Here is a 26,176-nt window from a genome sequence, read left to right as displayed (position 1 = left end):
CTGCTCGCCCTGCGCCGCCAGCGCCGCGGCACTGGCGGCCAGGGCGAGCAGGGTGGTCTTGAACGAGATGGTCTTTGTCATGTTTGTCTTCCTCGCGGTGGTCCTCGGGTGGTCGGGATGGCTTGTCGTTGTTCGATGGGTCAGGGTTGCCAGGCGGGTTCCGGCAGGCCCTGCGTGCCGGGCCGCAGCGCGAACACGCCGCCGGCCAGGGGTTGATCCGACAGGTCGCCCGCCGGCCGGATCGAGGTGACGAACAGGGTGTCGAGCGCCGGCCCGCCGAAGGCGCACATGGCGGGCTTCTTCACCGGCACTTCGAGCGAGCGGTCCAGCCGGCCGTCGGGCATGAAGCGGTGCACCAAGCCGGCGTCGTTGCCGCAGATCCAGTAGCCGCCGTCGACGTCGATCGCGGCGCCGTCGGGGCGGCCGGGCAGCGGCCCCATGTCGGCGAAGAGGCGCCGGTTGGATGGCGTGCCCGTGTCGGTGTCGTAGTCGAAGGCCCAGATGGCCTGTACCTGCGGGTGCGAGTCCGACAGGTACATCGTGCGGCCGTCCGGGCTGAAGGCCAGGCCGTTGGGCGTGATGAGACCGTCCAGCACGGGCTGCAGCGTGGCGCCGTCCAGCCGGTAGAGCACGCCGGTGCGGGCCGCGGCGACCATGTCCATCAGCATGGTGCCGGCCCAGAAGCGGCCCTGGCGGTCGCAGCGGCCGTCGTTGAAGCGCATGCCGGCGCGGGCATGCTGCACCGGCGCCAACGGGGTGAGCCGCGCCTGGCCGTCGCAGCCCAGGTCCAGCGTGTGGACGCCGTCTTCCATGCCGGCCAGCCATTGGCCGGGCCGGCCGGCCACGGCGGCGATGCAGGCGGGCATCTGCGGCGCGTGCCATTGCACATGCCCGTCCTCGGGCGACCAGCGGTCGACCGTGCGCCCCGGGATGTCCACCCAGTAGAGCGCCTGCTCGCCCGCATGCCACACCGGGCTCTCGCCGGTGCCATGGCGCGCGTCGACGACGAGTTCGGCTTTGGATGCCTGCACGGCCTCAGTCTCCGAAGGGGCCCTGGGCGGTGAAGGCGCCGCCCTGGTAGATGGCATTGGGGTCTTCGGCCGCCACCGGTGGCTGGGCCTCGACCTTGGCGCGGAAGACCTCGGAGCCGTCCTGCGGCACCCAGCCCAGGTGGGCCGCGGTGCGGTTGTCCCACCACAGGTCGCGGTTGGCCGAGGCGCCGAAGACCACCGTGTGGCCGACCTCGGGCGTGAACAGCGACTTCTCCACCAGCCGCGTCAGGTCGTCGTAGCTGAGCCAAGTGCTCATCATCCGGCGGTTGGCAGGCTCGGGGAAGGAGGAGCCGATGCGGATGCTCACTGTCTCGATGCCGTAGCGGTCCCAGTAGAACTGGGCCATGTCCTCGCCGAAGGACTTGGACAGGCCGTAGTAGCCGTCGGGCCGGCGCAGCGCCGTGGCGTCGATGTGCTCGGTCTGCTTGTAGAAGCCGATCACGTGGTTGGAGCTGGCGAACACGACGCGGCCCACGCCCTGGCGGCGCGCGGCCTCGTAGAGGTGGTAGATGCCCTTGATGTTGGCCTCGAGGATCTGCTCGAAGGGCCGCTCCACCGAAATGCCGCCGAGGTGGACCACGGCGTCGCAGCCGGCCATCAGGGCATGCACCGCGGACTTGTCGGCGAGGTCGCAGTGCACGACCTCCTCGTGCGCACCGCGGGCCGTGCCCAGCGGCGCGATGTCCGAGACGCGCAGCTGCTCGGCAAAGGGCACGAGCCGCGTCCGCAGCACCTGGCCGAGGCCGCCGGCCGCGCCGGTGAGCAGCAGGCGCTGCAGGCGCGGGCTGGAGGAAGAAGTGGCGGTCATGGGCAAGGCGGCGCGTGTGATCGAAGGCGTGCAGCCAGGCGGTCTGCATCAGCGGTTAAACGTTTAACTTCGCGACCCGAAAAAAGCCGCGTAAGGGCTGGACGCGATGGTGCGCACGGCCCGGGGCGGCGTCAAGCCGAGCGCGCTAGGTGCTTACCCTTGACGATGCTGCGGGTCGAATCGCGGGCCACGACGCGTGGCGGTATAACGTTTTCCTGCGAGGCCACGTCTTGGCCGTGGATGGCGCCGATGAGCCGGCGCATGGCCAGTTCGCCCGTGGCCTCGCCCATCATGTCCACGCTGGTCAGGGCGGGGCTCACCAGGCGGCCGTAGGCGATGTTGTCGAAAGCGGCCACCGACACCGCCTCCGGCACCGCGATCCCCAGCGACTTGGCCTCCAGCAGCAGGCCCATGGCCAGCAGGTCGTTGTAGGCCACGATGGCGTCGCCGCGCTCCGGCGACAGCAGCAGGCTGGACGCCAGGCGCTCGCCTTCCTCGGTGGAGGGCGCGGGCGCATCGACCGTGCGCACGCTCGCCTTCACGCCCTGGAAGGCCTCGCGCAGGCCCCGCTCGCGGTCGGCGCTCCAGCGCGCGCCCGAGAAGCCCAGGTAGGTGATGCGGCGATGGCCCAGGTCGCGCAGGTGCCGGCCCAGCATCAGCCCGGCCTGGTGGTTGTCGCAGCCCACGCTGGCATGCTGCGCATAGGGCGAGGGCCGGCCGAAGAAGACCACGGGCGTGCCGCTGTCCACCACGCCCTGGATGGCGGCGGCCGGCAGCCGGGCGCTGACCACCAGCCCGTCCACCCGCCGCACCAGCGACTGCAGCACGCCCAGTTCGGGCGATGTGCTTTCGGCCGCGTCGGCAATGATCAGGTTGAGGCCGGCCGCGGCCGCCACCCGCGCGGCGCCGCTGACCAGGCTGGTGAAGTAGGGGTTGCGGATGTCCAGGATCACCACGCCCACGTTGCCCGTGCGGCCGGTGATCATGCCGCGGGCCATGGGGTTGAGCGAATAGCCCAGTTCGCGCACCGCCTGCGTGATGCGCGCCTCGACCTCGGCCGTGAAGCGCTGGCCGCCGTTGACGAACTTGGAGACGGTGGCGGTCGACACCTTCGCGGCCTGGGCGACGTCGCGGATGGTGGCAGCGCGCTTGCGCGGGGAACTCATGGGCGGGCAGGGGACGGAGGGCAGGGCGGGAGCGCGACCATGCCACAAAGTCCGCGGCTTGCGTTGGTCCCGCGCGGGCTTGCCCGCGCATCGGAACGCCATGTCCTAAGTCGTCGTACAACTAAGTGGCGTCTTATGATCCGCCCATGCCCCGCTCGACCACCGCCGCCACGTCCACGCCCGCCGTCGAATCGGAGGCGGTCCGGCCGCTGCCGCAGCGCCGCGCGCGCGGCCTGGCACACGGCCTGGTGGACGACCTGGGCGAGCGCATCCGGGCCGGCCACCTGCGCCCGGGCGACAAGTTGCCGACCGAGTCCGCGATCATGCAGACCTATGGCGTGAGCCGCACGGTGGTGCGCGAGGCGCTGTCGCGGCTGCAGGCGGCCGGGCTGGTCGAGACGCGGCACGGCATCGGCACCTTCGTGCTGCAGCCTCGCGCAGCCGGCATGTTCAGCCTGGATGCCTCCGAAATACCGACCGCGGTGGACGTGATGGCGGTGCTGGAGCTGCGCATCAGCCTCGAGACCGAATCCGCCGGCCTGGCCGCCCAACGGCACTCTGGAGCCCATCTCCAGGCGATGCGCGAGGCGCTGGATGCCTTCGCGCAGGACGCCGGCGACGCGGGCGACTCGATCTCGCCCGACTTCCGCTTCCACCTCGGCATCGCGCAGGCCACCGGCAACCCGTACTTCGCCGAGATCCTGGGCCACCTGGGCACCAACATCATTCCGCGCACCCGCGTCAGCGCGATCCGCAAGCAGGCCCAGCGCGGCGAGTACCTGGAGCGCGTGAACCGCGAGCACGAGGAAATCTACGCGGCCATCGCGCGCGGCGACGCCGATGCGGCGCGGGCCGCCATGCGCATCCACCTGACCAACAGCCGCGAGCGCCTGCGCCGGGCGCGCGAAGAGGCGGCGCAGCGGCAGGCCGGGGTGTCCTCAACCTGAGTACGGCGTGGGGTCATTGCACCGTCAAACGACGCGCCTAGTTGTACGATGACTGACAACAAGACGTTTCAGAACAACGCCAATAGCGCCGTGCCGCTTCCTCAGCCCGAACGGAGACAAGACATGCCCCTCAACCGCCGCCGGTTCGTCAGCGGTGCCGCCGGCGCCGCGCTCGTCGCCGCCGGTGCCGTGCACGCCGCCGATGCCTGGCCGTCCAGGCCGATCCGCATCGTGGTGCCGTACCCGCCCGGCGGCTCCTCCGACATCATTGCGCGCGCCATCAGCCAGCCGCTGTCGCAGGCCCTAGGCCAGAGCGTGATCGTGGACAACAAGCCCGGTGCCAACGGCAACCTGGGCGCCGACATGGTGGCCAAGGCCGCGCCCGACGGCTACACGGTGCTGCTGTGCGACGTGGGCGCGCTCGCCATCAGCCCCTCGGTCTACACCAGGCTGCCCTTCGACCCGTCCAAGGACCTGCGCGGCGTGACCATGCTGGCCTATTCGCCGCACCTGCTGGTGGTGCATCCTTCCGTCAAGGCCAACACGCTGCAGGAACTGGTGGCGCTGTCGAAGACCAGCGACCTCAACTTCGCCGTCACCGCCACGGGCAGCGCCCCGCACCTGGCCGGCGTGGCCCTGGAGCGCGCCAGCGGCGCCCGCTGGACCTACGTGCCCTACAAGGGCGGCGTGCAGGCCATCCAGGACACGGTGGGCGGCCAGACCCAGGTGCTGATGAACGGCATGCTCGCCACCCTGCCGCACGTCCAGAGCGGCAAGCTCAGGCTGCTCGCCGTTTCCAAGCCCACGCGCATGCCGCTGGTGGGCGACGTGCCCACCATCGCGGAGCAGGGCGTGCCCGGCTTCGAGTCCGGCACCTGGCAGGGCGTGAAGGCGCCGCGCGGCACGCCCGATGCCATCGTGCAGCGCCTCAACCGCGAATTCATCGCCGCCATCCGCTCGCCCGAGGTGCGCTCGCGCCTGGCCGGGCAGGGCGCCGAGGTCGTGACCATGACCGGCGCGCAGGAAGAACAGTTCTTCGACAAGGAACGCGCCCGCTGGGCCGCCGTGGTGCGGCAGGCGGGCATCAAGCTGGACTGACCTTCGCCTTCCTCTTCTTATTTTTCTGTCAACACACGCTTCCAGGAAACCCGCACATGAATCCGCAAGATCTCAAGACCATCATGGGCTCCGGCCTGCTGTCCTTCCCGCTGACGGACTTCGACGCCGAGGGCAACTTCGACAAGAAGGGCTACATCGAGCGCCTCGAATGGCTGGCACCGTATGGCGCCAGCGCGCTGTTCGCCGCGGGCGGCACGGGCGAGTTCTTCTCGCTCACCGCCGACGAATACCCCGACATCATCAAGACGGCCGTCGACACCTGCCGCGGCAAGGTGCCGATCATTGCCGGCGCCGGCGGCCCCACCCGCTTCGCCATCCAGTGCGCCCAGGCCGCCGAGCGCGCCGGCGCCCACGGCATCCTGCTGCTGCCGCACTACCTGACCGAGGCCGGCCAGGAAGGCCTGGCCGCGCACGTCGAGGCCGTGTGCAAGAGCGTCAAGTTCGGCGTCATCGTCTACAACCGCGGGCAGGCCAAGCTGATGCCCGAGACGCTGGCGAAGCTGGCCGAGCGCAACCCCAACCTGATCGGCTTCAAGGACGGCATCGGCGACATCGAGTTGATGAGCTCCATCTTCCTGACCATGGGCGACCGCTTCGCCTACCTGGGCGGCCTGCCCACGGCCGAGGTCTATGCCGCCGCCTACAAGGCGCTGGGCACGCCGGTGTACTCGTCGGCCGTCTTCAACTTCATCCCGAAGACGGCGATGCAGTTCTACGAAGCCGTGCGCGACGACGACATGGCCACGCAGCATCGCCTGCTGAAGGACTTCTTCATGCCCTACCTGGCCATCCGCAACAAGGGCCAGGGCTACGCCGTGAGCATCGTCAAGGCCGGCGCAAAGATCGTCGGCCACGGCGCGGGCCCCGTGCGCGCGCCGCTCACCGACCTCAAGGCCGACGAATACGCCGCGCTCGAGGCGCTGATCGCCAAGCTGGGCCCGCAGTAAGCCACGGCCCGCCCGCCATCTTCAACGACCCATCCGGAGACAAGGCCGGGCGCCCGCCAGCGGACGCCCGGCGCGCCAACGCACCATGAAGAAACTGTTGATCGCCCTGGGCGCCGCTGCCGCCCTGATGCCCGCCCTGGCCCAGAACCCCGCCGCCTGGCCCGAGAAGCCGGTGACGATCGTCGTGCCCTTCCCGGCCGGCGGCTCCACCGACATGGTGGCCCGCGCCATGGCGCAGGAGATGGGCAGCCGCCTGGGCCAGAGCTTCGTCGTCGACAACCGTCCCGGCGCCACCGGCACCCTGGGCGCCGGCCTCGTCAAGCGCGCGCCGGCCGATGGCTACACGCTGCTGGTCTCGTCGCTGGGCGCCTTCGTGGTGGCGCCGCACCTGCTCAAGACGGTGCCCTATGACGCCACACGCGACTTCGACTACATCACCGTGCCGGTGCAGGCGCCCAACGTGCTGGTGGCCAGCCCGGCGCGCAAGGAGCACACCGTGGCCGAGGTGCTGGCCGCGCTCAAGGCCAACCCCGGCAAGCTGAGCTTCGCCAGTTCGGGCAACGGCTCGTCGGATCACCTGTCGGCCGAGGTGTTCTGGCAGCAGACGGGCACCTCGGGCCTGCACGTGCCCTACAAGGGCGGGGCGCCGGCCATCAACGACCTGCTCGGCGGCCAGGTGGACTTCTCCTTCCAGAACGTGAATGCGGTGCTGCCGCACATCCGCGCTGGCAAGCTGCGCGCCATTGCGGTCACCGGCGACAAGCGCTCGCCGGTGCTGCCCGACGTGCCCACGCTGGCCGAGGCGGGCGTGAAGGGCGCCGAGCTGTATTCCTGGCAGGGCATGGCCGCGCCGCGCGGCCTGCCGCCGGCGGTCAAGGAGAAGCTGGCCGCAGCCGCCATCGCTGCCATCCAGGCGCCCGAGGTCAAGAAGCGCATGCTCGACCAGGGCCTGGAAATCGTCGCCAGCACGCCGGCCGAGTTCACGGCCTTCCAGGCCCGCGAATGGACGCGCTGGAAGACGTTGATCGAGACGCGCAAGATCAGCGCCGACTGACATTGCCACTCCTGCAGGCCCGCGCGGCCTGCCTGTCCCCTGTCGCCACCGCCTTCCGCCATGAGTTCCACGCCCACCATCACCGACATCGAAGTCATCCCCGTCGCCGGCCGCGACGGCATGCTGATGAACCTGAGCGGCGCCCACGCGCCCTTCTTCACCCGCAACGTGCTGCTGGTGCACGACAGCGCCGGCCGCACCGGCGTGGGCGAGGTGCCGGGCGGCGAAGGCATCCGCCAGGCGCTGGAGGACAGCCGGGCGCAACTCGTCGGCCAGTCCATCGGCACGCACCTGCAGCTGCTGCAGCGCGTGCAGCAGGCCCTGGCCGGCCGCGACCCGGGCGGGCGCGGCCTGCAGACCTTCGACCTGCGCATCGGCGTGCATGCGGCCACGGCCATCGAGTCGGCCCTGCTCGACCTGCTCGGCCAGCACCTGGGCGTGCCGGTGGCCGCGCTGCTCGGCGAAGGCCAGCAGCGCGAGCGGGTGGAGATGCTGGGCTACCTGTTCTTCGTCGGCCCGGCCGACAAGACCGATCTGCCCTACGTGAAGCCCGGCGAGGACACCAGCGCCGGCGACGACTGGGCCCAGGTGCGCCACATGAGCGCCATGACGCCCGAGGCCATCGTGCGCCAGGCCGAGGCCGCGCATGCGCGCTACGGCTTCAACGACTTCAAGCTCAAGGGCGGCGTGCTGGCCGGCGAGCAGGAGGTCGAGGCCGTGCGCGCCCTGGCCCGGCGCTTTCCCGAGGCCCGCGTCACACTCGACCCCAACGGCGGCTGGCTGCTCAAGGACGCCATCCGCCTGATGCGCGACATGCGCGGCGTGCTGGCCTATGCCGAGGACCCGTGCGGCGCCGAAGGCGGCTTCAGCGGCCGCGAGGTGATGGCGGAGTTCCGCCGCGCCACCGGCCTGCCCACGGCCACGAACATGGTCGCCACCGACTGGCGGCAGATGGTGCATGCGCTGTCGCTGCAGTCGGTGGACATTCCGCTGGCCGACCCGCATTTCTGGACCATGGCCGGCAGCGTGCGCGTGGGCCAGACCTGCCGCGACTGGGGCCTGACCTGGGGCTCGCATTCCAACAACCACTTCGACATCTCGCTGGCCATGTTCACGCACGTGGCGGCGGCCGTGCCGGGCAAGGTGACGGCCATCGACACGCACTGGATCTGGCAGGACGGCCAGTTCCTCACGCAGAACCCGCTGCAAATCCGCGGCGGCTTCGTCGACGTGCCCACCACGCCGGGCCTGGGTGTGACGGTGGACCGCGCCGCGCTGCAGCGGGCCAACGCGCTCTACCAGCAGCACGGCCTGGGCGCGCGCGACGACGCGATGGCCATGCATTACCTGATCCCCGGCTGGACCTTCGACAACAAGCGGCCGGCGATGGTGCGCTGAGCCTGCCCGCCATTCCGACAAGGACCTTCTCCATGAGCGAATTCGACAACCTCGTCAACGGCGAATGGCTGGCCGGTGCCAGCTACAGCCCCAACCTCAACCCCAGCAACCTCGCGGACGTGATCGGCCAGTACACGCAGGGCGACGCCTCCCACGTCGATGCGGCCGTGGCCGCGGCGACGGCGGCCTTCCCCGCCTGGTCCACCGGCTCGGTGCAGGCCCGCAGCGATGCGCTGGACAGGATCGGCAGCGAGATCCTGGCCCGCAAGGAAGAACTGGGCGCGCTGCTGTCGCGCGAAGAGGGCAAGACCCGCGCCGAGGGCATCGGCGAGGTCACGCGCGCCGGCCAGATCTTCAAGTTCTTCGCCGGCGAGTGCCTGCGCCTGTCGGGCGAGACGCTGCCTTCGGTGCGCCCCGGCATCGGCGTGGAGATCACGCGCGAGCCGGTGGGCGTGGTGGGCCTGATCACGCCGTGGAACTTCCCCATCGCCATCCCGGCCTGGAAGATTGCGCCGGCCCTGGCCTTCGGCAACTGCGTGGTGCTCAAGCCCGCCGACCTGGTGCCGGGCAGCAGCTGGGCGCTGGCCGAGATCATCCACCGCTCGGGCATTCCGGCCGGCGTGTTCAATCTGGTGATGGGCCGTGGCAGCGTCATCGGCAATGCGCTGGTGCAGCACCGGGACATCCATGCAATCAGCTTCACCGGCTCCGTCGGCGTGGGCCGCGGCATCGCGCTGGAATGCGTCAAGGGCGGGAAGAAGGTCCAGCTGGAGATGGGCGGCAAGAACCCGCAGGTGGTGCTGGACGATGCCAACCTGGACCAGGCCGTCGAGCTGTGCGTGCAGAGCGCCTTCTACTCCACCGGCCAGCGCTGCACCGCGTCGAGCCGGCTGATCGTGACCGAGGGCATCTACCCGCGCTTCATCGAGGCGATGAAGGCGCGCATGGCGAAGATCAACGTGGGCGACGCGCTGGCGCAGGGCACCGACATCGGCCCCGTCTCCAGCCAGTCGCAGCTGGAGCAGGACCTGAGCTATGTCGAGATCGGCAAGGCGGAGGGCGCCACGCTGGCCGTCGGCGGCGAGCGCCTGGCGCGCGGCACCGAGGGCTACTACATGGCCCCGGCGCTGTTCAGCGAGAGCGGCAAGGCCATGCGCATCAACCGCGAGGAGATCTTCGGCCCCGTCGCCAGCGTGATTCGCGTGAAGGACTACGACGAAGCCCTGGCCACCGCCAACGACACCGAGTTCGGCCTGTCGGCCGGCATCGCCACCACCAGCCTGAAGCACGCCACCCACTTCAAGCGGCACAGCCAGGCCGGCATGGTGATGGTCAACCTGCCGACCGCGGGCGTGGACTACCACGTGCCCTTCGGCGGCCGCAAGGGCAGCAGCTACGGGCCGCGCGAGCAGGGTCGCTATGCGCAGGAGTTCTTCACCACGGTGAAGACCGCGTACACGATGGCATGAGATGAAAAAGCACCCCCCATGCCGCTTCAATGCTCCGCGCGGCCGCCAGAGGCGGCTGCTCTTCGGGCACGTCCAAGCCTGCGCAGGCAGGCTTGGAGCCGCGGCCCTCAGCCCCTCTCTGGTGCCTTCGGCTTGGAGGGGGGCGCACCCAGAGGCCTGGCGAAGCCAGTTCCTCGGGTGCCCGCGCGTGGCCTGCTCCGCGGCCATTTGATCATTGGCGTCGCGCCGGTTTTATGCGGCGTGGGTGGCACGCAGCGCTGTGGAAAACTGACATGACGTGCTCGGCCTTGCGGCCGGCAGGTGGCTTCATCGCCGTCTGCCGGTCGTTGTCGTTTCAATGGGACGTCAGGGCGGGCCTGCGCGTTGCGATCCACAGCCCCAGCGCAATGGCCAGTCCCAGCGCTGCCGCGACGGTGCCGACGAGGAACACGCCGCGGTAGCCCGCCCGGTCGGCCAGCAGGCCGGCCAGGGGCCCGGTCAGGCCATAAGCCAGGTCCTGGAAGGCCGAGAAGGCGCCCATGGCCGTGCCGCGCAGCGGCGGCGCCACGCGGTGCACCACGTCGCGGCCCATGGCCGGGAACACCATCGAGCAGCCCAGGCCGGTCATGAAGGCGCCGGCCAGCGCGGCGTCGGGCGTGCTGGCGCTCCACAGCAGGACCTGGCCCAGCGCTTCCACGGCCAGCGAGGCGGCGGCCACCGGCAGGCCGCCGATGCGGTCGGGCAGGCCGCCGAACAGCAGCCGCACCAGCACGAAGCCGGCGCCGAAGGCGGTCAGGCCCAGGCCCGCATGCGCCCAGCCCTGGGCCCGAAAGTGCAGCGCGAAGAAGGCGCCGATGGCCGCGAAGCCGATGCCCTGCAGGCACACGATGGCGCCCTGCGGCGCGATGCGGCCGACCACGCGCCAGATGGAGGGACGTTGGGCGGCTGCCATCACGGGCAGACCGTCGAGCCGTGCCACGGCCAGCAGCGCCAGCACCGGCAGGCCGGTGGCCACGGCCATCGCACCGGCCAGCCCCAGCCGGTCGTACAGCGCGATGCCCAGCGGCCCGCCCACGGCCAGCGCGCCGTAGATGGCGGCGCCGATCCAGGCCAGCACCTGGCCTGAGCGCGCCGGGCCGACCAGGCCGATGCACCAGGTGATGGTGCCCACAGCGACCAGGCTTTCGCCCACGCCGATGAGCAGGCGCCCGATCAGCAGCACCTCGTAGGCGGCGATGGCGCGCAGGCCCGGCAGGCCGGCCGCCAGGCAGACCAGCGCGCCGGCGATGTAGCAGAACAGGCCGCGCACCGTCGCCACCTTGGCACCCTGCCGGTCGGTGAGCGTGCCGGCGAAGCCGCGACTGAGGATGGTGGCCAGGAAGGCGATGCCCACCGCCAGCCCGGCCCAGGCATTGCCCAGGCCCAGCGTGCCGGCCACGAAGAGCGGCACCGTCGGCAGCGTCATGCCCACGCACAGGCAGGCGACGAAGAGCACGCCGAGCAGCCACCAGAAGGGCAGCGGCATCGGTGCGGAAGAAGTCGTTGGAGAAGTTACGGAAGTCATGCGCCGATAATGCGACGACTTCGTCAGGTTTTCCATTCGCATTCGGAGCCCCCGCCATGAGCCCACGCCGCAGCGCGCCGATCTCCTCGAGAAAGGAGCCCCAGCAGGCCCGTTCCGCCAACCTCGTGGCCGCCGTGCTCGAAGCGGCTGTTCAGGTTCTGGCCCAGGAAGGCGCGCAGCGCTTCACCACGGCCCGTGTGGCCGAGAAGGCCGGCGTCAGCGTCGGTTCGCTCTACCAGTACTTTCCCAACAAGGCGGCGATCCTGTTCCGGCTGCAGAGCGACGAATGGCAGCGCACCACCACGCTGATGCGCGGCATCCTGGAGGACGAGGCCCTGCCGCCGCTGGCGCGGCTGCGCCGGCTGGTGCTGGCCTTCATCCGTTCCGAATGCGAGGAGGCCGAGGTGCGCACCGCGCTGGCCGATGCGGCCCCGCTGTACCGCGATGCGCCCGAGGCCGGTGATGCGCGGGCGATCAGCGCCCGGGCCTTTCACGTCTTCATGAAGACGGTGCTGCCGCATGCCGCCAGCGGCGTCCGCCGCCGCGCCGCGGCGCTCATGCTGGACACGCTGAGCGGCGTGGGCAAGGCCTTCTCCGACCAGCCCCGCAAGCCCGCCGAGATCGCGGCCTATGCGGCGGCCCTGGCCGACATGTTCTGTGCCTATCTGGTGCAACTGGGCGCCACGCCCGAGCAGCCGGCCCCACGGCCTACGCGCAAGGCGGTGGCCGGTCGGGGATGATTGGCGGCTCTTCATCTGTGGAGCAGCCATGCCCGACAAGATCCTCGTCTTCTACGGTTCCTACCGCGCCGACCGCATGGGCATCCGCCTCGCGGACTACATCGTGGCCCAACTCAAGGCCCGCGGCGCCGAGCCCGAACTCATCGACGCGCAGGCCGTGGGCCTGCCGATGCTCGACCGCATGTACAAGGAGCATCCCAAGGGCCAGGCGCCCGCGGCCATGGAGACGCTGGCCGGCAAGATCCGCGAGGCGGATGCCTTCGTCTTCGTCACCGGCGAGTACAACTGGGGCGTGCAGCCGGGGCTGAAGAACCTCACCGACCATTTCCTGGAGGAATGGTTCTGGCGGCCGGCCGCCATCGCCAGTTACTCGGCGGGCCGCTTCTCCGGCGTGCGCTCGGGTACGGCCTGGCATCCGATCCTGTCGGAGATGGGCATGGTGGTCATCTCCAGCACGCTGGCCGTGGGCCCGATCTCGCAGACGCTGGACGACAAAGGCGAGCCCACCGGGGATGCGGGCAAGTCGCTGGCCAAGGCCTTCCCGCGCTGGGCGGATGATCTGGCCTGGTGGACGAATGCGGCGCGGGTGCAGCGGGCGACGCAGGCGCCGCCGTATTGAACGCAGGTGCGGCCCTCGTGCGCGGCCATGGCTGTTGGCGTGCAATGCGGCTCGGGCGGGGCTTCGACAAGCTGAGCCCGAACGGCCGGGTTGGATCAGCTCGAACGGCCAGGTCGGATCGGCCGAGGCGCCGTGCGGGGCTAGACCGAACGGGCTGGTGCGCGGTGCCGACGCAGCAGCGCTTCCAGACCTTCGAACAGCAGCTCCGACATCAGAGCCAGTGCCGCCGCCGGCAGCGCGCCGGCCATCAGCAGCGCGCGGTCGTTGAGCGCCAGGCCCGTGACGATGCGCTCGCCGAAGCCGCCGGCACCGATGAAGGCCGCGATGGTCGCGGTGCCGACCGCGATGGTCGTGGCCGTGCGCACGCCCGCGATCAGCGTCGGCAGGGCCAGCGGCAGACGCACCAGGCGCAGGTTCTGCGCGGCGGTCATCCCCAGGGCCGTGCCGGCCTGCGTGATGCCGGCGGGCACCTCGGCCAGGCCGGTGACCGCATTGCGCATGATCGGCAGCAGCGCATAGAGCGTGAGCGCCACCAGTGCGGGCAGCGTGCCGATGGCGCCCAGCGCCGAGATCAGGATGGCCAGCAGCGCGAGGGAAGGCACGGTCTGCAGCAGGCCGGTCAGGCCCAGCACCAACGCCCGCAGCCGCACATGCGCGAACACCGCCATCGCCAGCGGCAGGCCGATCAGCACCGCCAACCCGACCGACACGGCCACCAGCATCAGGTGTTGGCGCGCCAGCCGGCCAAGGTCGGGCCCGAACAGCTTGGCGTTGAAGCCGCGCGCGGCGTCGGCATCTGCGGGCTTGCCGCCTGCCAGGAAGTCGCGGGCGATGTCGGCGAAGCCGGCGCCCTGCAGCTCGGCCCGGGCGTTCATGCGGATCATGGCCGCCTCGTCGATGCGGCCTTCCAGGCGCTGCAGCGCGGCCCAGGCCTGGGGCAGGCGTTGGGGCAGGTCCAGGCGGTAGAGCAGCACGGCGTCGTAGCGCGGAAAGTAGGCCCGGTCGTCCTCCAGCACCTGGAGGCCCAGGTGCTCGATCTTGGCGTCGGTGGTGTAGATGTCGATCACGTCCACCTGGCCTGCGGCGATGGCGTCATAGGCCAGCCCATGGTCCAGCCCGGTGGGCCGCTGCGGCAGGCCGTAGCGCGCGGCCACGCCGCGCCAGCCGTCGGCGCGGCCGATGAATTCGTTGGTCAGGCCCAGGCGCAGTTCGGGATGTTTCGCCAGGTCGCCCAGCGTGCGGATGCCCAGGCGTTCGGCCTCGGCGGCACGCATGGCCAGCGCATAGCCGTCGTTGAAGCCCAGAGGAACGGCCATGCCCAGGCCCAGCGGTGCGAGCGCGGCGCGCATGGCGTCAGGCTCGAGCGGCTTTGGGCTTTTGAGGATTTCCAGCGCGATGGTGCCGGTGTATTCGGCATACAGGTCGATGCCGCCCGAGCGCAGCGCCTCGTAGACGATGGCCGTGTTGCCCAGGCCCTGGCGCACGGTGGGCGGGCGCTGCAGATGCGGCGCGGCCGTCTGCGCCAGCACCTCGGCCAGGATGTAGGACTCGGTGAAGCGCTTGGAGCCGATGCGCAGTTCGCCGTCGTCACGCTGCTGAGCCCAGGCGGCCTGCAGGGCGAGCAGGGGCAGCAGCAGGAAGGCCAGCCAGAGACGGAGGCGGCAAGGGCGAAGGGCGGCGGTCATCCGGCCAGTATGGCCGGGACGTGCGCAGGGTGGTGGGGACAGTCCGGCCGCCCGGGCGTCAGTTGGCGCCGCCTCGCCGGGTCTTCCTCCCTCTCCCCTCGTGGGAGAGGGCGGGGGAGAGGCGGCGGCAGCGCTTGCCAGGCACAGGGTTGTTGTGGCGCGTGGGCCCCCTCTCCCCAACCCCTCTCCCGCGAGGGGAGAGGGGCTCTGGCAGGCGCGGGTGCCGGGACTGTCGATTCAGTAAGCGCCGACCGCGGTCGCCGGCGCATCCGCCTTCCGCCACCGCGCCGCGCTCGCATCGAGCGCGCTGCGCAGCGCCACCAGGTCCAGCGCCGTGGCGACGAAGAGCGCGCCCAGGTCCAGGCACTGGCGTGCCCGCGCCTCGTCCACCATCAGGATGCCGGGCGCCTTGCCGGCCGCGCGGATGCGGCGGATGGCGTCGTCGATGGCGGCATCCACCTCGGGGTGGCGCGGGTTGCCGGCATGGCCCATGCTGGCCGACAGGTCGGCGGGGCCGATGAAGATGCCGTCCACGCCCTCGACCGCGGCGATGGCCTCGATCTGGTCCAGCGCCTCGCGGGTCTCCACCTGCACCAGCACGCACAGTTCCTCGTGCGCGCGGGCCACGTAGTCTGCGGTGCGGCCGAAGTGGCTGGCGCGCATGGAGCCGCCCATGCCGCGCAGGCCGGCCGGCGCGTAGCGCGTGGCGGCCACGGCGGCGCGGGCCTCGTCGGCGTTCTGCACGAAGGGCAGCAGCAGGCTCTGCGCGCCCACGTCCAGGTAGCGCTTGATGAGCACCGGGTCGTTCCACGCGGGTCGCACCACCGGGGCGCAGGGCATGCAGCCAGCAGCGGGCTGCGCGGCCGTCACCGCCTGCAGTTGCTGCAGCATCAGCGGCACGTCGCTGGGCGTGTGCTCGGTGTCCAGCAGCATCCAGTCGAATCCTGCGCCGGCCACCAGTTCGCTCACGTAGGGCGAGGGCAGGGTGGACCAGACGCCGATCTGCGGCCGGCCTTCGGCCAGGGCCTTCTTGAAGCGGTTCACGGGTACAGGCATCGCGGACCTCAGCCGAAGTGGCAGGCCACGCTGCCGAAATCGCCGTAGTCGGCCACGATGGTGTCGCCGGCCGCCACGTCGATGGGGCGGATGAAGGAGCCGGCCAGCACCACCTCGCCGGCCGCCAGCGTCACGCCGTGGCGGTGCAGGCGGTTGGCCAGCCAGGCGATGCCGTGGCCCGGATGGTTGAGCACGCCGGCGGCCAGGCCGGTCTCTTCCACCTCGCCGTTGCGGCTGACGATGGCGCCGATGCGGCGCATGTCCACGTCGAGCTGGTCGGGCTTGAAGGGCCGTCCGCCCAGCACGATGGCGGCATTGGCCGCGTTGTCGGCGATGGTGTCCAGCACCGTGCGGGTGCGGCCGGTGGCCGGGTCCACGCGCTGGATGCGGGCATCCAGGATCTCCAGCGCCGGCACCACGTAGGCGGTGGCATCGAGCACGTCGAAGAGCGTGCAGTCGGGCCCGCTCAGAGGCTTGGCGAGGATGAAGGCCAGCTCGGCCTCGACCTTGAGCTGCAGGAAGCGCGCGGCCGGAATGGTGGCGCCGTCGCGGTAGAACATGTCGTCCAGCAGCACGCCGAAGTCCGGCTCGTCGATGCGCACCGCGCGCTGCATGGCCTTGGAGGTCAGGCCGATCTTGTGGCCCTTGACCGTGCGGCCGGCCTGCTGCTTGAGGGCCATCCACGCTGCCTGGATGGCATAGGCGTCGTCCGTGGTCATGCCCGGATGGGCGAGCGAGAGCTGGCCGCAGGGCACGCGGCTGCGCTCGGCTTCGTCCAGGCGGGCGGCCGCCTCGCGACAGGCCTCGGGGCTCAGGGTGGTGCTCATCGCGGCTCGGCCTCCACCACGTTGCGCAGCACGCCGACGCCGGTCACTTCGACCTCCACCACGTCACCGGGCTGCAGGAAGCGCGGCGGGTCGAAGCGGATGCCGGCGCCGATGGGCGTGCCGGTGGCGATCACGTCGCCGGGCAAGAGCGGCGTGAAGGTCGACAGGTAATGGATCAGGTAGGCGAAGTCGAACATCAGGTGCTCGGTCGTGTCGTCCTGCCGCGTCTCGCCGTTCACGCGCGTCTGCACGCGGAGCTTGCCGAAGCCGTCGGGGTATTCGTCGGCCGTGACCAGCCACGGTCCGATGGCGCCGGAGCGGAACCAGTTCTTGCCCTGCGTGACGTTGAACTTGGCATGGTGCACCCAGTCGCGGATGGTGCCTTCGTTGATGCAGGTGAGGCCGCCGATGTGCGCCAGCGCCGTTTCGCGCGGAATGCGCCGGCCGCCCTGGCCGATGACGATGCCGATCTCGCCTTCGTAGTCCAGCTGCTGCGATTCGGCCGGCTGCAGCAGCGGTGCGCCGTGGGCGCTGAAAGAGTCGGGCACGCGCATGAAGATGCTCGGATAGCGCGGCAGCTCGCTGCCGTCCTTGTACTCGGCGTTGCGGTGCGCATAGTTGACGCCGATGCAGAAGATGCGGCGCGGCTCGCGCACGGGCAGGTCCAGCTGCACGTCGGCCAGCGCATGGTCGGCCATGGCGCCGGTCCAGGCCTCGCGGGCCTGCGCCAGGGCGGGTGCGCCGCCTGCCAGCAGTTCGCGCACGCCGGCGATGGCGGGCAGGCGGCGTCCGAGGTCGATCACGCCCTGGCCCGACGCATCGAGCGCGCCCCAGCCGTCGCGGCCCTGGTGGGTGTAGCTCAGCAGCTTCATGCAGCCACCTCCGCGTGGACATCGAAGCCGAAGAAGGCGGCCGGGTTGTCCACCAGAATGCGGCGCAGCGTCGCCTCGTCGGGCGCGAAGCGGGCGAACAGGTCGAGCAGCGCGCCCTCGTTGGGCGGCTGCTTGAGCGAGATGGGGTGCGGCCAGTCGCTGCCCCACACGCAGCGGTCCGGCGCCGCGTCGATCAGGCGCCGTGCCAGCGGCACCACGTCGTCCCAGGGCTCGCCGGTGTGCGACAGCTTTTCGGACAGGGACAGCATCACCCAGAAGTTGCCGCGCTGGAACAACTCCAGCAGGCAGCGCAGGCTGGCATCGGTCTCGCCGGCGGCGGGATCGGCGCGGCCCATGTGGTCCACCAGCACCGGCACGTCCAGGTGGGCGAAGGCCGTCATCTGCTCGGCCACGCCCTTGGGCTCGGGCTGCACCTTCACGTACCAGCCCAGCTCGCGCACGCGGCCCAGGGCGCGGTCCATCTCGGCCGGGCCGAAGCTGATGCCCAGGCCGCCGCGGGTGAAGCGGGCCCCGCGCACGCCAGCCTCGTGCAGCTGCTGCAGGTAGGCGTCGTCGCGCTCGATCAGCACGGCCGCGTTGGCACAGCCCATATAGCGGCGCGGGCCGTCGCCGTTGAGGCCGGCCAGCGCATCGAGCACCACCTGGTGGTCGGCGCCATAGGTGGTGGCCTGCACGATCACGCCGCGCTGGATGCCCAGCGTGGCATGCAGGCGCTGCGCCACCTGCCAGGTGGCGGTGGGCATCTCGTAGGCGGCGCCGGGGCGCACGGGATAGCGCTCGGCGGGGCCGAAGACGTGGAACTGGCTGTCGCAGGCCAGCGGCGGCAGCGCCTGGGCCGGCGCGCGCGGATGGGGGTCGAAGGGCAGGTAGTCGGGCATGGCAGCAGTCAGGCGATGTAGGCGGTGAACACGCACTCGATGAGCTTGCCCATGTCGAGCTCGGGTGCGTGGATGGCATGGCGCGCGGGGCGCGTGGCGGCGTCGGGGAACATCGCCAGCCACGGCACGTTCAGGGCCGGGCGCTGGCTGCGGTCCTTCATCCAGACGGTGACCTTGACCACGTCGGCGGTGCTGCCGCCGGCGGCTTCGACGATGCGGCGCAGGTTGTCCAGCATGTGCCGGCACTGCGCCTCGATGCCCTCGGCGACCTGGCCGGTCGCCGGGTCGGTGCCCAGCACGCTGCCGCTTTCCACCAGCGGGCCGATGCGGCAGGCGGCGGGAATCGGGTTCTTGTGGCCGAAGCCGTCCACGTAGACGGCCGTGCGGCCGGCGGGCGCGGTGCGCCCCAGGCTCACTGGGCCGTGATGTTGGCCTGCTTGATGATGGGGATCCATCGCTTGTCTTCCTTGTCGAGGAACTGGGTGAATTCGGCGGGCGTCATGGCGCGGGCCTGCGAGCCCAGCGCGTTGAAGCGCTCCTGCACGGCCTTGTCGGCCAGGATCTTCTGCAGCGCCTGCGAGAGCTTCTGCACGATGGCGTCGGGCGTGCCCTTGGGCGCCATCAGGCCGGTGAAGGTCTCGGTGCTGAAATCCTTGAAGCCGGACTCCTGCAGCGTGGGCACGTCGGGCAACTGCGGCAGGCGCTGCGGCGAAGTCACGGCCAGCGGCCGCGTGCGGCCCTGCTGGATGAAGGGCTGGGCCACCGAGATCTGGTCGAAGTTGAAGTCCACCTGCCCGCCCAGCAGGTCGGTGGTGGCCGGGGCGTTGCCCTTGTAGTGCACGGTGACCCAGTGGGCGCCGCTGTCGCGCTGCAGGTATTCGCTCACCAGGTGGTTCTGCGTGCCGGCGCCGGGCGAGGCCATGGTGAGCTTGTTGCCGGGCTTTTTGCCGGCCTCGATCAGCTCGCCGATGGTCTTGTAGGGCGTCGACGGATTCACCTGCAGCACCAGCGGCGTGAAGGAGACCGAACTCACCGGCACGAAGTCGCGCCGCCAGTCGTAGGCGTCGCGCTTGAAGATGGTGGGCGAGAACAGCAGCGGCCCGTTGGCCGTCATGAAGAAGGTGTAGCCGTCGGGCGCCGCCTTGGCGACGAACTCGCCGGCGATCAGGCCGCCCGCGCCCGGCTTGTTGTCCACCAGGAAGGGCTGCTTGAACTGGGCCTGCAGCTGGTCGCTGATGATGCGCGCGGCGCCGTCGACGTTGCCGCCCGGCGGATACGGCAGCACCAGGCGCACCGGCTTGTCGGGCCAGTTGCCGGGGCCCTGGGCCTGGGCTGCCAGGGAGGCGAGGGAAAGAAGTGCGCCGGCGGCGGTCGCCGCGGCCAGGCTCAGGGCCTTGGATCGTTGCATGGGCTTGTCTCCGTTGGGCTGCTCGGGCAGCGTTCGCAATGCCCCACTGTAGGAAGCGAAGGCGCAAGGCCGCAATGCGAACATCGCAGATAAGTCCACCCCATGGACTTTCCGGCCTCGCGGACATCGGAGGCCACGTCCACAATGCGGACCATGCAGATCGATCCCCACACCCTCACGCCCGAAGCCACCTACCGCCTGCTCAGCGGCCTGGTGGTGCCGCGGCCCATCGCCTGGATCAGCACGCTCTCGCCCACCGGCGTGGTCAACCTCGCGCCCTTCTCCTGCTTCACCTTCGTGTCCAACAAGCCGCCGCTGCTGGGCGTGAACGTCGGCCGCAAGGCCGGCCGGCGCAAGGACACGGCGGCCCACATCCACAGCCGCGGCGAGTACGTGGTGCACATCGGCGATGCCTCGCAGCTCGACGCCATCCATGAAAGCAGCGAGGAGCATCCCGAGGACGTGAGCGAGGCCGAGCTGCTGGGCCTGGCCACGCTGCCCGGCGAGACGGTGGCGGTGCCGCGCCTGCGCGATGCGCCGGTGGCCATGGAATGCCGGCTGTCGCAGGTCATTCCCTTCGGCGACACGGGCGCGGAATTCATCGTCGGCGAGGTCACGCGCTTTCACTTGCGCGACGGCCTGATGAACGACGGCAAGGTCGAGACCCTGGCGCTGGACCCGGTCTGCCGCATCGGCGGGCCCAACTACGCCACGCTGGGGCGCATCGTCACGCTGCGGCGCATGCAGCAGACCGAGAAGTCGGTCGTCTGATCCCGCCGCACCACGAATGCCCGCCAGCGAGCCCGCCACCGCACCGACCACCGGCGCCCAGTCTGTGCGCCGCGCCCTGGCCGTGCTGCGCATCGTGGCCGCCGGGCAGGAGCATGGCGCGCGCCTGCTCGACGTGGCGCAGGCCACGGGCCTGAACCGCGCCACGGTGCACCGGCTGCTGCAGGTGCTGGTGGAGGAGGGCGCGGTGGAACAGGACGCCGCCACGCGCCGCTACCTGATCGGCGGCGAGGTCTCGCTGATGGGACTGGCGCGGTCCGCGGGCTTTCCTTTGCGCGCGGTGGCGGCGCCGCACCTGCAGGCGCTGGCCGAAGCCGAGGGCGAGACCTGCTTCCTCACCATCCGCAATGGCGACGACTCGGTGTGCCTGGCGCGGCATCCGGGCAGCTACGTGGTCAAGGTGCTGTCCATCGAGGTGGGTGCACGCCGGCCGCTGGGCGTGGGCGTGAGCGGCCTGGTGCTGCTGGGCGGCCTGGCCGACGACGAGCGAGCCGCCACCATCGCGCGCAATGCACGGCGCCTGCGCGCGCTGCGCATCGAGCCCGAGGAACTGCGCCAGCGCCTGCGCCTGCTGCAGCGGCGCGGCCATGCCTATGCGCCGGTGGGCGTGGTGCCGGGCACGCGGGCGCTGGCGGTGCCGGTGCGGCATCCCGATGGCCAGGTGCTGGCGGGCCTGGCCATCACCGCCATCCGCGAACGGTTGCCGGACGAGCGGGTGCCGAAGCTGGTGCAGGCCCTGGAGCGGCAGGCGCGGCTGATCGGCCAGCAATGGGCGGAGCGCGAGCGGGCACGGCGGCGCTGAACGCGGCCGGGGTGTGCGAAGCCTTCGCACGCCCCGCACGAAATTCGGCGCTTCCCGGCATCGGGGTGGCTGCCTAGCATCCGCACCCGCGGACGCCCGGGGCCATGGCCCTCCGCCCGCGACGACGACCTTCCTTCGAAAGACCTTTGCCGATGTCCTCTTCTTCCTGCTCCTGGCTGCGCCTGGTCGGCCTGGCCCTCGCGGCCGTCCTGGCCGCGGGCTGCGCGGCCACCCAAACCGCCTCGCCCCCGGCGGCATCGACAGCCGCCATGCCCACCGCCGCGGCGCCCGTGCGCGTCAAGGTCTTCGTGGCCGCCATGTTCGAGATCGGCCAGAACACCGGGGACCGCGCCGGCGAGTTCCAGCACTGGTACGAGCGCTACTGGCGCAGCAGCGCACCCATCGCCGTGAAGGGCGCGCTCGGCCCCGTGTACTGCAATGCCGATGGCGTCTGCGGCGCCGTGCTCGGTATGGGCAAGGTCAACTCTTCCTCGTCGATGCAGGCCATCCTGCTCGACCCGCGCTTCGACTTCTCCGAGTCGTACTACATCCTCTCGGGCGTGGCCGGCACGCCGCCCTCGCGCGGCACCATCGGCATGGTCAGCTGGGCCACCTGGCTCATCGACTACGACCTGGGCCACCGCTGGGCGCCGGAAGAGAACACCGCCGGCGCGCCCACCTTCATGCCGCGCAAGGGCTACGAGAACTACCGCCGCTTCCAGCTCAACCCGGCCCTGGTCGGGTGGGCCATGAAGCTGTCGGCCGATACGCCGCTGGCCGACGACGACAGGGCCCGCGCCTACCGCCTGCGCTATCCCGACGCCGCGGCCCGCCGCGCGCCCTTCGTCGGCACCGGCACGCACATGACGGGCGACACCTTCTTCCATGGCCCCGGCCTGTCGAAGGAGGCGCAGTACATCGCCAAGCTCTACGGCGCCGACGACTACGTCATCACCGAGATGGAGGCGGCTGCGATCACGCTGGTCATCAACCGCACCCACGGCACCGGCCGCGTGATGAGCCTGCGCGGCGCCGTCAACTTCGACCAGGGCAACCCCCGCGAGACCACGCTGGCCCACCTGGACCCGGCCCCCGGCGAGACGGCCGGCGGCTTCGCCGAGACGGTGCTGAACATCGAGCGCGTGGGCTCGCGCGTGGTGGACCACATCGTCGCGAACTGGCCGCAGTGGCGCGGCGGCGTGCCGCCGATGCAGCCCTGAGGCGGAGCCGGCACGGGGCCGCCGCTACAGTGCCGGCATGCATGCCAGCGTCCTCAAGTACTTCGTCGAAGTGGCCCGCTGCGGGTCGGTGCGCAAGGCCTCCGAGCGGCTCTTCGTCGCGGCCAGTGCGGTCAACCGCCAGATCCTCAAGCTGGAAGAGGAACTGGGCTGCGAGCTCTTCGACCGTCTGCCCGCCGGCCTGCGCCTGAACCCGGCGGGCGAGCGCCTGCTGCGCCATGCGCAGGAGACGCTGCAGCAGTACCAGCTGGTGCGCACCGAGATCGATGCCCTGCGCGGCGAGCGCAGCGGCGAGGTCAAGGTCGCCGCCATGGATTCCTTCTTCGAGGAACTGCTGCCCGCCACGCTGGAAGAATTTCTCCAGGTCTTTCCCGCCGCCACCTACAGCCTGGCCGCCGTGCAGCCCATGGCGGTGCCGGCCATGGTGCTGGCGGGCGAGGCCGACATCGGCCTGTGCTTCCTGCACCGCCTGCCGGCCGGCGTGGACGTGGTCGCGCGGGCCCGGCTGCCGCTGGGCGTGGTGATGCCGCCCGGCCATCCCATGGCGGCGCTGGACGAGGTGCCGCTGGCCGAATGCGCCCGCTATCCCTTCCTGCGCTCGGGCACGCAGCCGGTCATCGATGCCGCGCTGTCGCCGGAGTTCGCGGCCTTCTGGGAGGCGATGACGCCTGCGGCGACTTGCAATTCCACGCCGCTGCTCAAGCGGCTGATCCGTGCGGGGCGTGGCGTGTCCTGCTTCTCCAAGATCGCCTTCATGCAGGAACTGGCGCGCGGCGAACTGGTGTGGCGGCCCTTTGCGTTGCCGGCCGTGCAGGCGATGGAGGTGGGCGTGCTGCTCCCGGCCCAGCGCAGCCTGCCGGGCGTGGCGCGCGACTTTGCCGAGCGCATGGCGCGCCGCCTGGCGCAGCTGGAACGGGCTGCCGCGCCTCTGTAGCGGGCCGCTTTCCTACGGCAGCTGCCGCAGCCGGCCGATGCCGCCTGCGGACGGCGCCGCGCGCTCGCCGGGGCCGTCGGCCGTCAGCATCGGCGCATCCACCCTCCAGCACCGCGATGCCCAAGACCAACACCGACCGCGACGCCAACCCGTCCCCCCGCCGCCACAAGACGGCGCATGTGCCCAGCGTGGTGGGTGCCCACCACGGCATGCTGGACCTGGCCTCGGTCCGCATCGCGGGCTACAACCTGGAGGTCAAGGACGACGACGGCTTCATCGGCGACCGCGCCAGCCAGGGCGCCTTCCGCGACCTGCTCGATGACTGGCGCAAACGCTGCCGCGACCGCGGCGACGCCGACCCCTTCGGCAAGCTGCCTTCGCGCAAGCTCAGCAAGAAGCGCATCGACAAGGCCCTGGAGGACGCACCCAACGTCGGCTCGGACCTGGTCAATGGCGCCATCGAAGAATTCGCCATCGGCCTCACGCAGGTGATCCAGCGCTTCATGCGGCAGAAGTCGTGGAAGGGCGTGCAGCGCATCGTCGTGGGCGGCGGCTTTCCCGAAAGCGATGCCGGCGAGCGCGCCATCCTCGAGGCGGCGGCGCTGTGCCATGTGCAGGAACTGCCGGTGCAGCTGGCCCGCCTGCGGCACGAGGTGGACGACGGCGGCCTGATCGGCTGGGTGCACCTGGCGCCGGCGCACTTCGTCGAGCATGACGACGCGCTGCTGGCCCTGGACATCGGTGGCACCAACGTGCGCTGCGGCGTGGTGCGCTTTCGCCGCGACAAGGCCGAGGATCTGTCGCGCGCCGACGTGGTGTGGCGCGAGAAGTGGCGCCATGCGGACGACAAGCCGAGCCGCGCCGGCCTCGTCGAGCAACTGGCGCGCATGCTGGAAGAGGCCATCGACTTCGCGCACAGCAAGAAGATCAAGCTGGCGCCTTTCGTCGGCATCGCCTGCCCGGGCCTGATCCGCGAGGACGGGACCATCGCCCGCGGTGCGCAGAACCTGCCCGGCGACTGGGCAGCCGACACCTTCCACCTGCCCACCCGGCTGCGCGAGCGCCTGCCGCTGATCCGCCACCAGCCGACGCAGGTGCTGGTGCACAACGACGCGGTGGTGCAGGGCCTGTCGGAACTGCCCTTCATGCGCGACGTCAAGCGCTGGGCCGTGCTGACCATCGGCACGGGGCTGGGCAATGCCAGCTACGTGAATGCGCGGGTGGTGAAGGCGGGGGCGAAAAAGCGCTGATCGAAGTGCCGCTCCGCCCCTCGCCCGCGCGGGTCCCGCAGCCCCCTCAAAGCTGGAACGCGATGGTCAGCAGCAGTCCTTCCGCCACGTCCCGCATCAACCCAGGCCGGCGCGGCCGGTAAGCCTGGCCCGCCGCCGCCAGCGCCTCCACCCAGTCCAACAGCCACGCCACGTCCTGCGGGTCGTAGAACACCGTCGCCGCCTCGTGGTTGAGCAGCAGGCTGCGCAGGTCGAGGTTGATCGATCCGCAGAGCGCCAGGTCGTCGTCCACCACCACCGCCTTGGCATGGGCCATGAAGGGCAGCATGCGGAACTGCACGCCGGCCCGCGCCAGGTCGCGCATGGCACGGCTGCGCACGAAGTCGGCCATGCGGTGGTTGGATCGCTGGGGCAGGGCGATGGTCACCTGCACGCCGCGGCGCGCCGCCAGCCGCAGGGCATCGCGCAGCCCGTCGCCCGGCACGAAGTAGGGCGACACCGCCAGGATGCGGTGCTCTGCGCGGAAGCACGCGCCGATCAGCAGCGACTGGGCCGTGTCCTCGGCCTGGTCCGGCCCGCTGGGCAGGAACTGCACCAGGCGGCCCTCCGGCACGTCCTCGACGGGCGGCACCTTGCGCGGCGTCTCGTCCTCCACCGAGGCCCAGTCCTGGGCGAACTGCCGGGCCGCCGCCGCCGCCGCGTCGCCCTGCACGTCGAAGGACAGGTCGACCCACGGCCGCTCGCCGTCGCCCTTGCCGGTGAAGTATTCGCCCGCCAGGTTGCGGCCGCCGCTCCACAGCCAGCGGTCGTCGGCGATGGTGAGCTTGCGGTGGTTGCGCAGGTTGCGCGGCCCGCCCGCGCGCAGGCGCAGCAGCGGGCGGAACACGCGGACCTCGCCACCGGCGGCGCGCAGCGCATCGAAGTAGCGGCGCGGCAGCTGCAGCGCGCCGAAGCCGTCCAGCAGCACGCGCACCTGCACGCCGGCCCGGGCGCGGGCCGTGAGCCGCTCCACCACGGCCTGGCCCAGCGGGTCGCTGCCGATGATGAAGGTGCAGACGTCCAGCCGTTGCTGCGCGTGGTCGATGACGGTCCACAGCGCCTCGCGCGCGGCCTCGCCGTCACCGTGGAAGCGCAGGGCGCAGCGGCTGGGCGGCGCGAGGCCGAAGCTGTCCAGCAGCTCGGCTGCCCAGTGGCCGGGGAGGATGGCGCGGGCCGGGCGCGGCGGCACTGTGGGCCGCAGCTTGCGCTGGCCGAACATCAGGTAGGCCGGCAGCGCCAGGTAGGGCATGAGCAGCATGCCCAGCACCCAGGCGATGGCGGCCGTCGGCGCGCGCTGCTCGCGCCGGCCGCGGGTGGTCAGCACGTACACGAGCAGGGCCAGCGCGACGGCCAGGAAATGCTCGGAGATGCTGGGCAGCCAGGGCGCGAAGGAGTGGAGCATGGGCCGAGCTTCGCATACCCGTGGGCGCCATCGGCGCTGAGCGCCCGCGGCTGATACAGAAGGCCCACGAGGGCCGTCGGGCTTGACTCCCTCTCCCCTTGCGGGAGAGGGCGGGGGAGAGGGGGCTGCAGCGC

At 71.2% G+C, this 26,176-nt stretch carries 25 protein-coding genes; 13 read left to right on the top strand and 12 right to left on the bottom strand.

Annotated elements, in window-relative coordinates; genetic code table 11:
- Window positions 1-140 precede the first annotated feature (140 nt).
- The 3 genes from NS331_RS00750 to NS331_RS00740 all read right to left on the bottom strand — a co-directional run bounded on the left by NS331_RS00750 (window position 141) and on the right by NS331_RS00740 (window position 3,026).
- Window positions 141-1,031, bottom strand: coding sequence for an SMP-30/gluconolactonase/LRE family protein (locus tag NS331_RS00750; protein ID WP_242873607.1), 891 nt, complete (start codon window positions 1,029-1,031; stop codon window positions 141-143).
- 4 nt (window positions 1,032-1,035) lie between these two features.
- Entirely contained in the window at window positions 1,036-1,860 is an 825-nt protein-coding gene (locus NS331_RS00745; RefSeq protein WP_058640113.1) for an NAD-dependent epimerase/dehydratase family protein, read from the bottom strand.
- Between the two features lie 131 nt (window positions 1,861-1,991).
- Window positions 1,992-3,026 carry a LacI family DNA-binding transcriptional regulator gene (locus NS331_RS00740; protein WP_058640112.1) on the bottom strand — a complete coding sequence of 345 codons (1,035 nt, stop codon included), beginning with the start codon at window positions 3,024-3,026 and terminating at the stop codon, window positions 1,992-1,994.
- 146 nt (window positions 3,027-3,172) lie between these two features.
- Here NS331_RS00740 and NS331_RS00735 point away from each other — a divergent pair, with 146 nt between their 5' ends.
- The 6 genes from NS331_RS00735 (at window position 3,173) to NS331_RS00710 (ending at window position 9,960) form a co-directional block, all read left to right on the top strand.
- Window positions 3,173-3,973 (top strand): FadR/GntR family transcriptional regulator, encoded by an 801-nt coding sequence (locus tag NS331_RS00735; RefSeq protein WP_058640111.1) that lies wholly within the window; start codon window positions 3,173-3,175, stop codon window positions 3,971-3,973.
- A gap of 123 nt (window positions 3,974-4,096) precedes the next feature.
- Window positions 4,097-5,071, top strand: a complete 975-nt coding sequence (locus tag NS331_RS00730) for a Bug family tripartite tricarboxylate transporter substrate binding protein (RefSeq protein ID WP_058640110.1) — start codon at window positions 4,097-4,099, stop codon at window positions 5,069-5,071.
- A gap of 56 nt (window positions 5,072-5,127) precedes the next feature.
- Window positions 5,128-6,039: a 5-dehydro-4-deoxyglucarate dehydratase gene (gene kdgD, locus NS331_RS00725; RefSeq protein ID WP_058640109.1), complete on the top strand. Its 912-nt coding sequence runs from the start codon at window positions 5,128-5,130 to the stop codon at window positions 6,037-6,039.
- 85 nt (window positions 6,040-6,124) lie between these two features.
- Window positions 6,125-7,093 (top strand): Bug family tripartite tricarboxylate transporter substrate binding protein, encoded by a 969-nt coding sequence (locus tag NS331_RS00720; protein WP_058640108.1) that lies wholly within the window; start codon window positions 6,125-6,127, stop codon window positions 7,091-7,093.
- 60 nt (window positions 7,094-7,153) lie between these two features.
- Window positions 7,154-8,491 carry an enolase C-terminal domain-like protein gene (locus NS331_RS00715; RefSeq protein ID WP_058640107.1) on the top strand — a complete coding sequence of 446 codons (1,338 nt, stop codon included), beginning with the start codon at window positions 7,154-7,156 and terminating at the stop codon, window positions 8,489-8,491.
- A 32-nt stretch (window positions 8,492-8,523) separates the two neighbouring features.
- Window positions 8,524-9,960 carry an aldehyde dehydrogenase family protein gene (locus tag NS331_RS00710; protein WP_058640106.1) on the top strand — a complete coding sequence of 479 codons (1,437 nt, stop codon included), beginning with the start codon at window positions 8,524-8,526 and terminating at the stop codon, window positions 9,958-9,960.
- A 334-nt stretch (window positions 9,961-10,294) separates the two neighbouring features.
- On the opposite strand, the gene NS331_RS00705 is transcribed toward NS331_RS00710, so the two are convergent.
- Complete coding sequence (locus NS331_RS00705) at window positions 10,295-11,464, bottom strand: arabinose transporter (RefSeq protein ID WP_058640105.1); 1,170 nt, start codon at window positions 11,462-11,464, stop codon at window positions 10,295-10,297.
- A 95-nt stretch (window positions 11,465-11,559) separates the two neighbouring features.
- On the opposite strand from NS331_RS00705, the gene NS331_RS00700 reads away from it, so the two are divergent.
- Window positions 11,560-12,243, top strand: coding sequence for a TetR family transcriptional regulator (locus tag NS331_RS00700; protein WP_058640104.1), 684 nt, complete (start codon window positions 11,560-11,562; stop codon window positions 12,241-12,243).
- Between the two features lie 28 nt (window positions 12,244-12,271).
- Window positions 12,272-12,862 (top strand): NADPH-dependent FMN reductase, encoded by a 591-nt coding sequence (locus tag NS331_RS00695; RefSeq protein WP_058640103.1) that lies wholly within the window; start codon window positions 12,272-12,274, stop codon window positions 12,860-12,862.
- 140 nt (window positions 12,863-13,002) lie between these two features.
- Here the strand turns inward: NS331_RS00695 and NS331_RS00690 are convergent, their stop codons facing one another.
- The 7 genes from NS331_RS00690 to NS331_RS00660 all read right to left on the bottom strand — a co-directional run bounded on the left by NS331_RS00690 (window position 13,003) and on the right by NS331_RS00660 (window position 19,609).
- Window positions 13,003-14,547 (bottom strand): ABC transporter permease/substrate-binding protein, encoded by a 1,545-nt coding sequence (locus NS331_RS00690; RefSeq protein ID WP_058640102.1) that lies wholly within the window; start codon window positions 14,545-14,547, stop codon window positions 13,003-13,005.
- A 237-nt stretch (window positions 14,548-14,784) separates the two neighbouring features.
- Window positions 14,785-15,603 carry an aldolase/citrate lyase family protein gene (locus tag NS331_RS00685; RefSeq protein ID WP_058640101.1) on the bottom strand — a complete coding sequence of 273 codons (819 nt, stop codon included), beginning with the start codon at window positions 15,601-15,603 and terminating at the stop codon, window positions 14,785-14,787.
- A gap of 8 nt (window positions 15,604-15,611) precedes the next feature.
- The gene (gene hpaH, locus NS331_RS00680; protein ID WP_058640100.1) at window positions 15,612-16,430 is read right to left on the bottom strand and encodes a 2-oxo-hept-4-ene-1,7-dioate hydratase; all 819 of its coding nucleotides are present in this window, start codon (window positions 16,428-16,430) and stop codon (window positions 15,612-15,614) included.
- Window positions 16,427-17,302, bottom strand: coding sequence for a fumarylacetoacetate hydrolase family protein (locus NS331_RS00675; RefSeq protein WP_058640099.1), 876 nt, complete (start codon window positions 17,300-17,302; stop codon window positions 16,427-16,429). Before NS331_RS00675 ends, hpaH begins: the two co-directional genes overlap by 4 nt.
- A complete protein-coding gene (locus NS331_RS00670) occupies window positions 17,299-18,201 on the bottom strand; it encodes an amidohydrolase family protein (protein WP_058640098.1) in 903 nt (300 codons plus the stop codon). Before NS331_RS00670 ends, NS331_RS00675 begins: the two co-directional genes overlap by 4 nt.
- An 8-nt stretch (window positions 18,202-18,209) precedes the next feature.
- Window positions 18,210-18,656 carry a RidA family protein gene (locus NS331_RS00665; protein WP_082702146.1) on the bottom strand — a complete coding sequence of 149 codons (447 nt, stop codon included), beginning with the start codon at window positions 18,654-18,656 and terminating at the stop codon, window positions 18,210-18,212.
- On the bottom strand, window positions 18,614-19,609 hold the full coding sequence (locus NS331_RS00660) for a Bug family tripartite tricarboxylate transporter substrate binding protein (protein ID WP_058640097.1): 996 nt from the start codon (window positions 19,607-19,609) through the stop codon (window positions 18,614-18,616). The genes NS331_RS00665 and NS331_RS00660 overlap by 43 nt, the downstream gene beginning before the upstream one ends.
- A 153-nt stretch (window positions 19,610-19,762) precedes the next feature.
- Between NS331_RS00660 and NS331_RS00655 the strand changes: the two genes are divergently transcribed.
- The 5 genes from NS331_RS00655 to NS331_RS00635 all read left to right on the top strand — a co-directional run bounded on the left by NS331_RS00655 (window position 19,763) and on the right by NS331_RS00635 (window position 24,622).
- Complete coding sequence (locus NS331_RS00655) at window positions 19,763-20,380, top strand: flavin reductase family protein (RefSeq protein WP_058640096.1); 618 nt, start codon at window positions 19,763-19,765, stop codon at window positions 20,378-20,380.
- Between the two features lie 16 nt (window positions 20,381-20,396).
- Window positions 20,397-21,200, top strand: a complete 804-nt coding sequence (locus tag NS331_RS00650; RefSeq protein ID WP_058640095.1) for an IclR family transcriptional regulator — start codon at window positions 20,397-20,399, stop codon at window positions 21,198-21,200.
- A 152-nt stretch (window positions 21,201-21,352) separates the two neighbouring features.
- Window positions 21,353-22,420 carry a purine-nucleoside phosphorylase gene (locus tag NS331_RS00645; RefSeq protein ID WP_153012693.1) on the top strand — a complete coding sequence of 356 codons (1,068 nt, stop codon included), beginning with the start codon at window positions 21,353-21,355 and terminating at the stop codon, window positions 22,418-22,420.
- A 37-nt stretch (window positions 22,421-22,457) separates the two neighbouring features.
- Entirely contained in the window at window positions 22,458-23,372 is a 915-nt protein-coding gene (locus NS331_RS00640) for a LysR family transcriptional regulator (protein ID WP_058640093.1), read from the top strand.
- A 116-nt stretch (window positions 23,373-23,488) separates the two neighbouring features.
- The gene (locus NS331_RS00635; protein WP_153012692.1) at window positions 23,489-24,622 is read left to right on the top strand and encodes an ROK family protein; all 1,134 of its coding nucleotides are present in this window, start codon (window positions 23,489-23,491) and stop codon (window positions 24,620-24,622) included.
- 46 nt (window positions 24,623-24,668) lie between these two features.
- Here the strand turns inward: NS331_RS00635 and NS331_RS00630 are convergent, their stop codons facing one another.
- A complete protein-coding gene (locus tag NS331_RS00630; protein ID WP_058640092.1) occupies window positions 24,669-26,042 on the bottom strand; it encodes a phospholipase D-like domain-containing protein in 1,374 nt (457 codons plus the stop codon).
- Between the last annotated feature and the right edge of the window lie 134 nt (window positions 26,043-26,176).

The organism is Pseudacidovorax intermedius (assembly GCF_001476815.1).
Taxonomy (GTDB): Bacteria; Pseudomonadota; Gammaproteobacteria; order Burkholderiales; family Burkholderiaceae_C; genus Xenophilus; species Xenophilus intermedius_A.
Note: the sequence above shows the minus strand (reverse complement) of the source record. Positions and strands in the feature narration are given on the sequence as shown.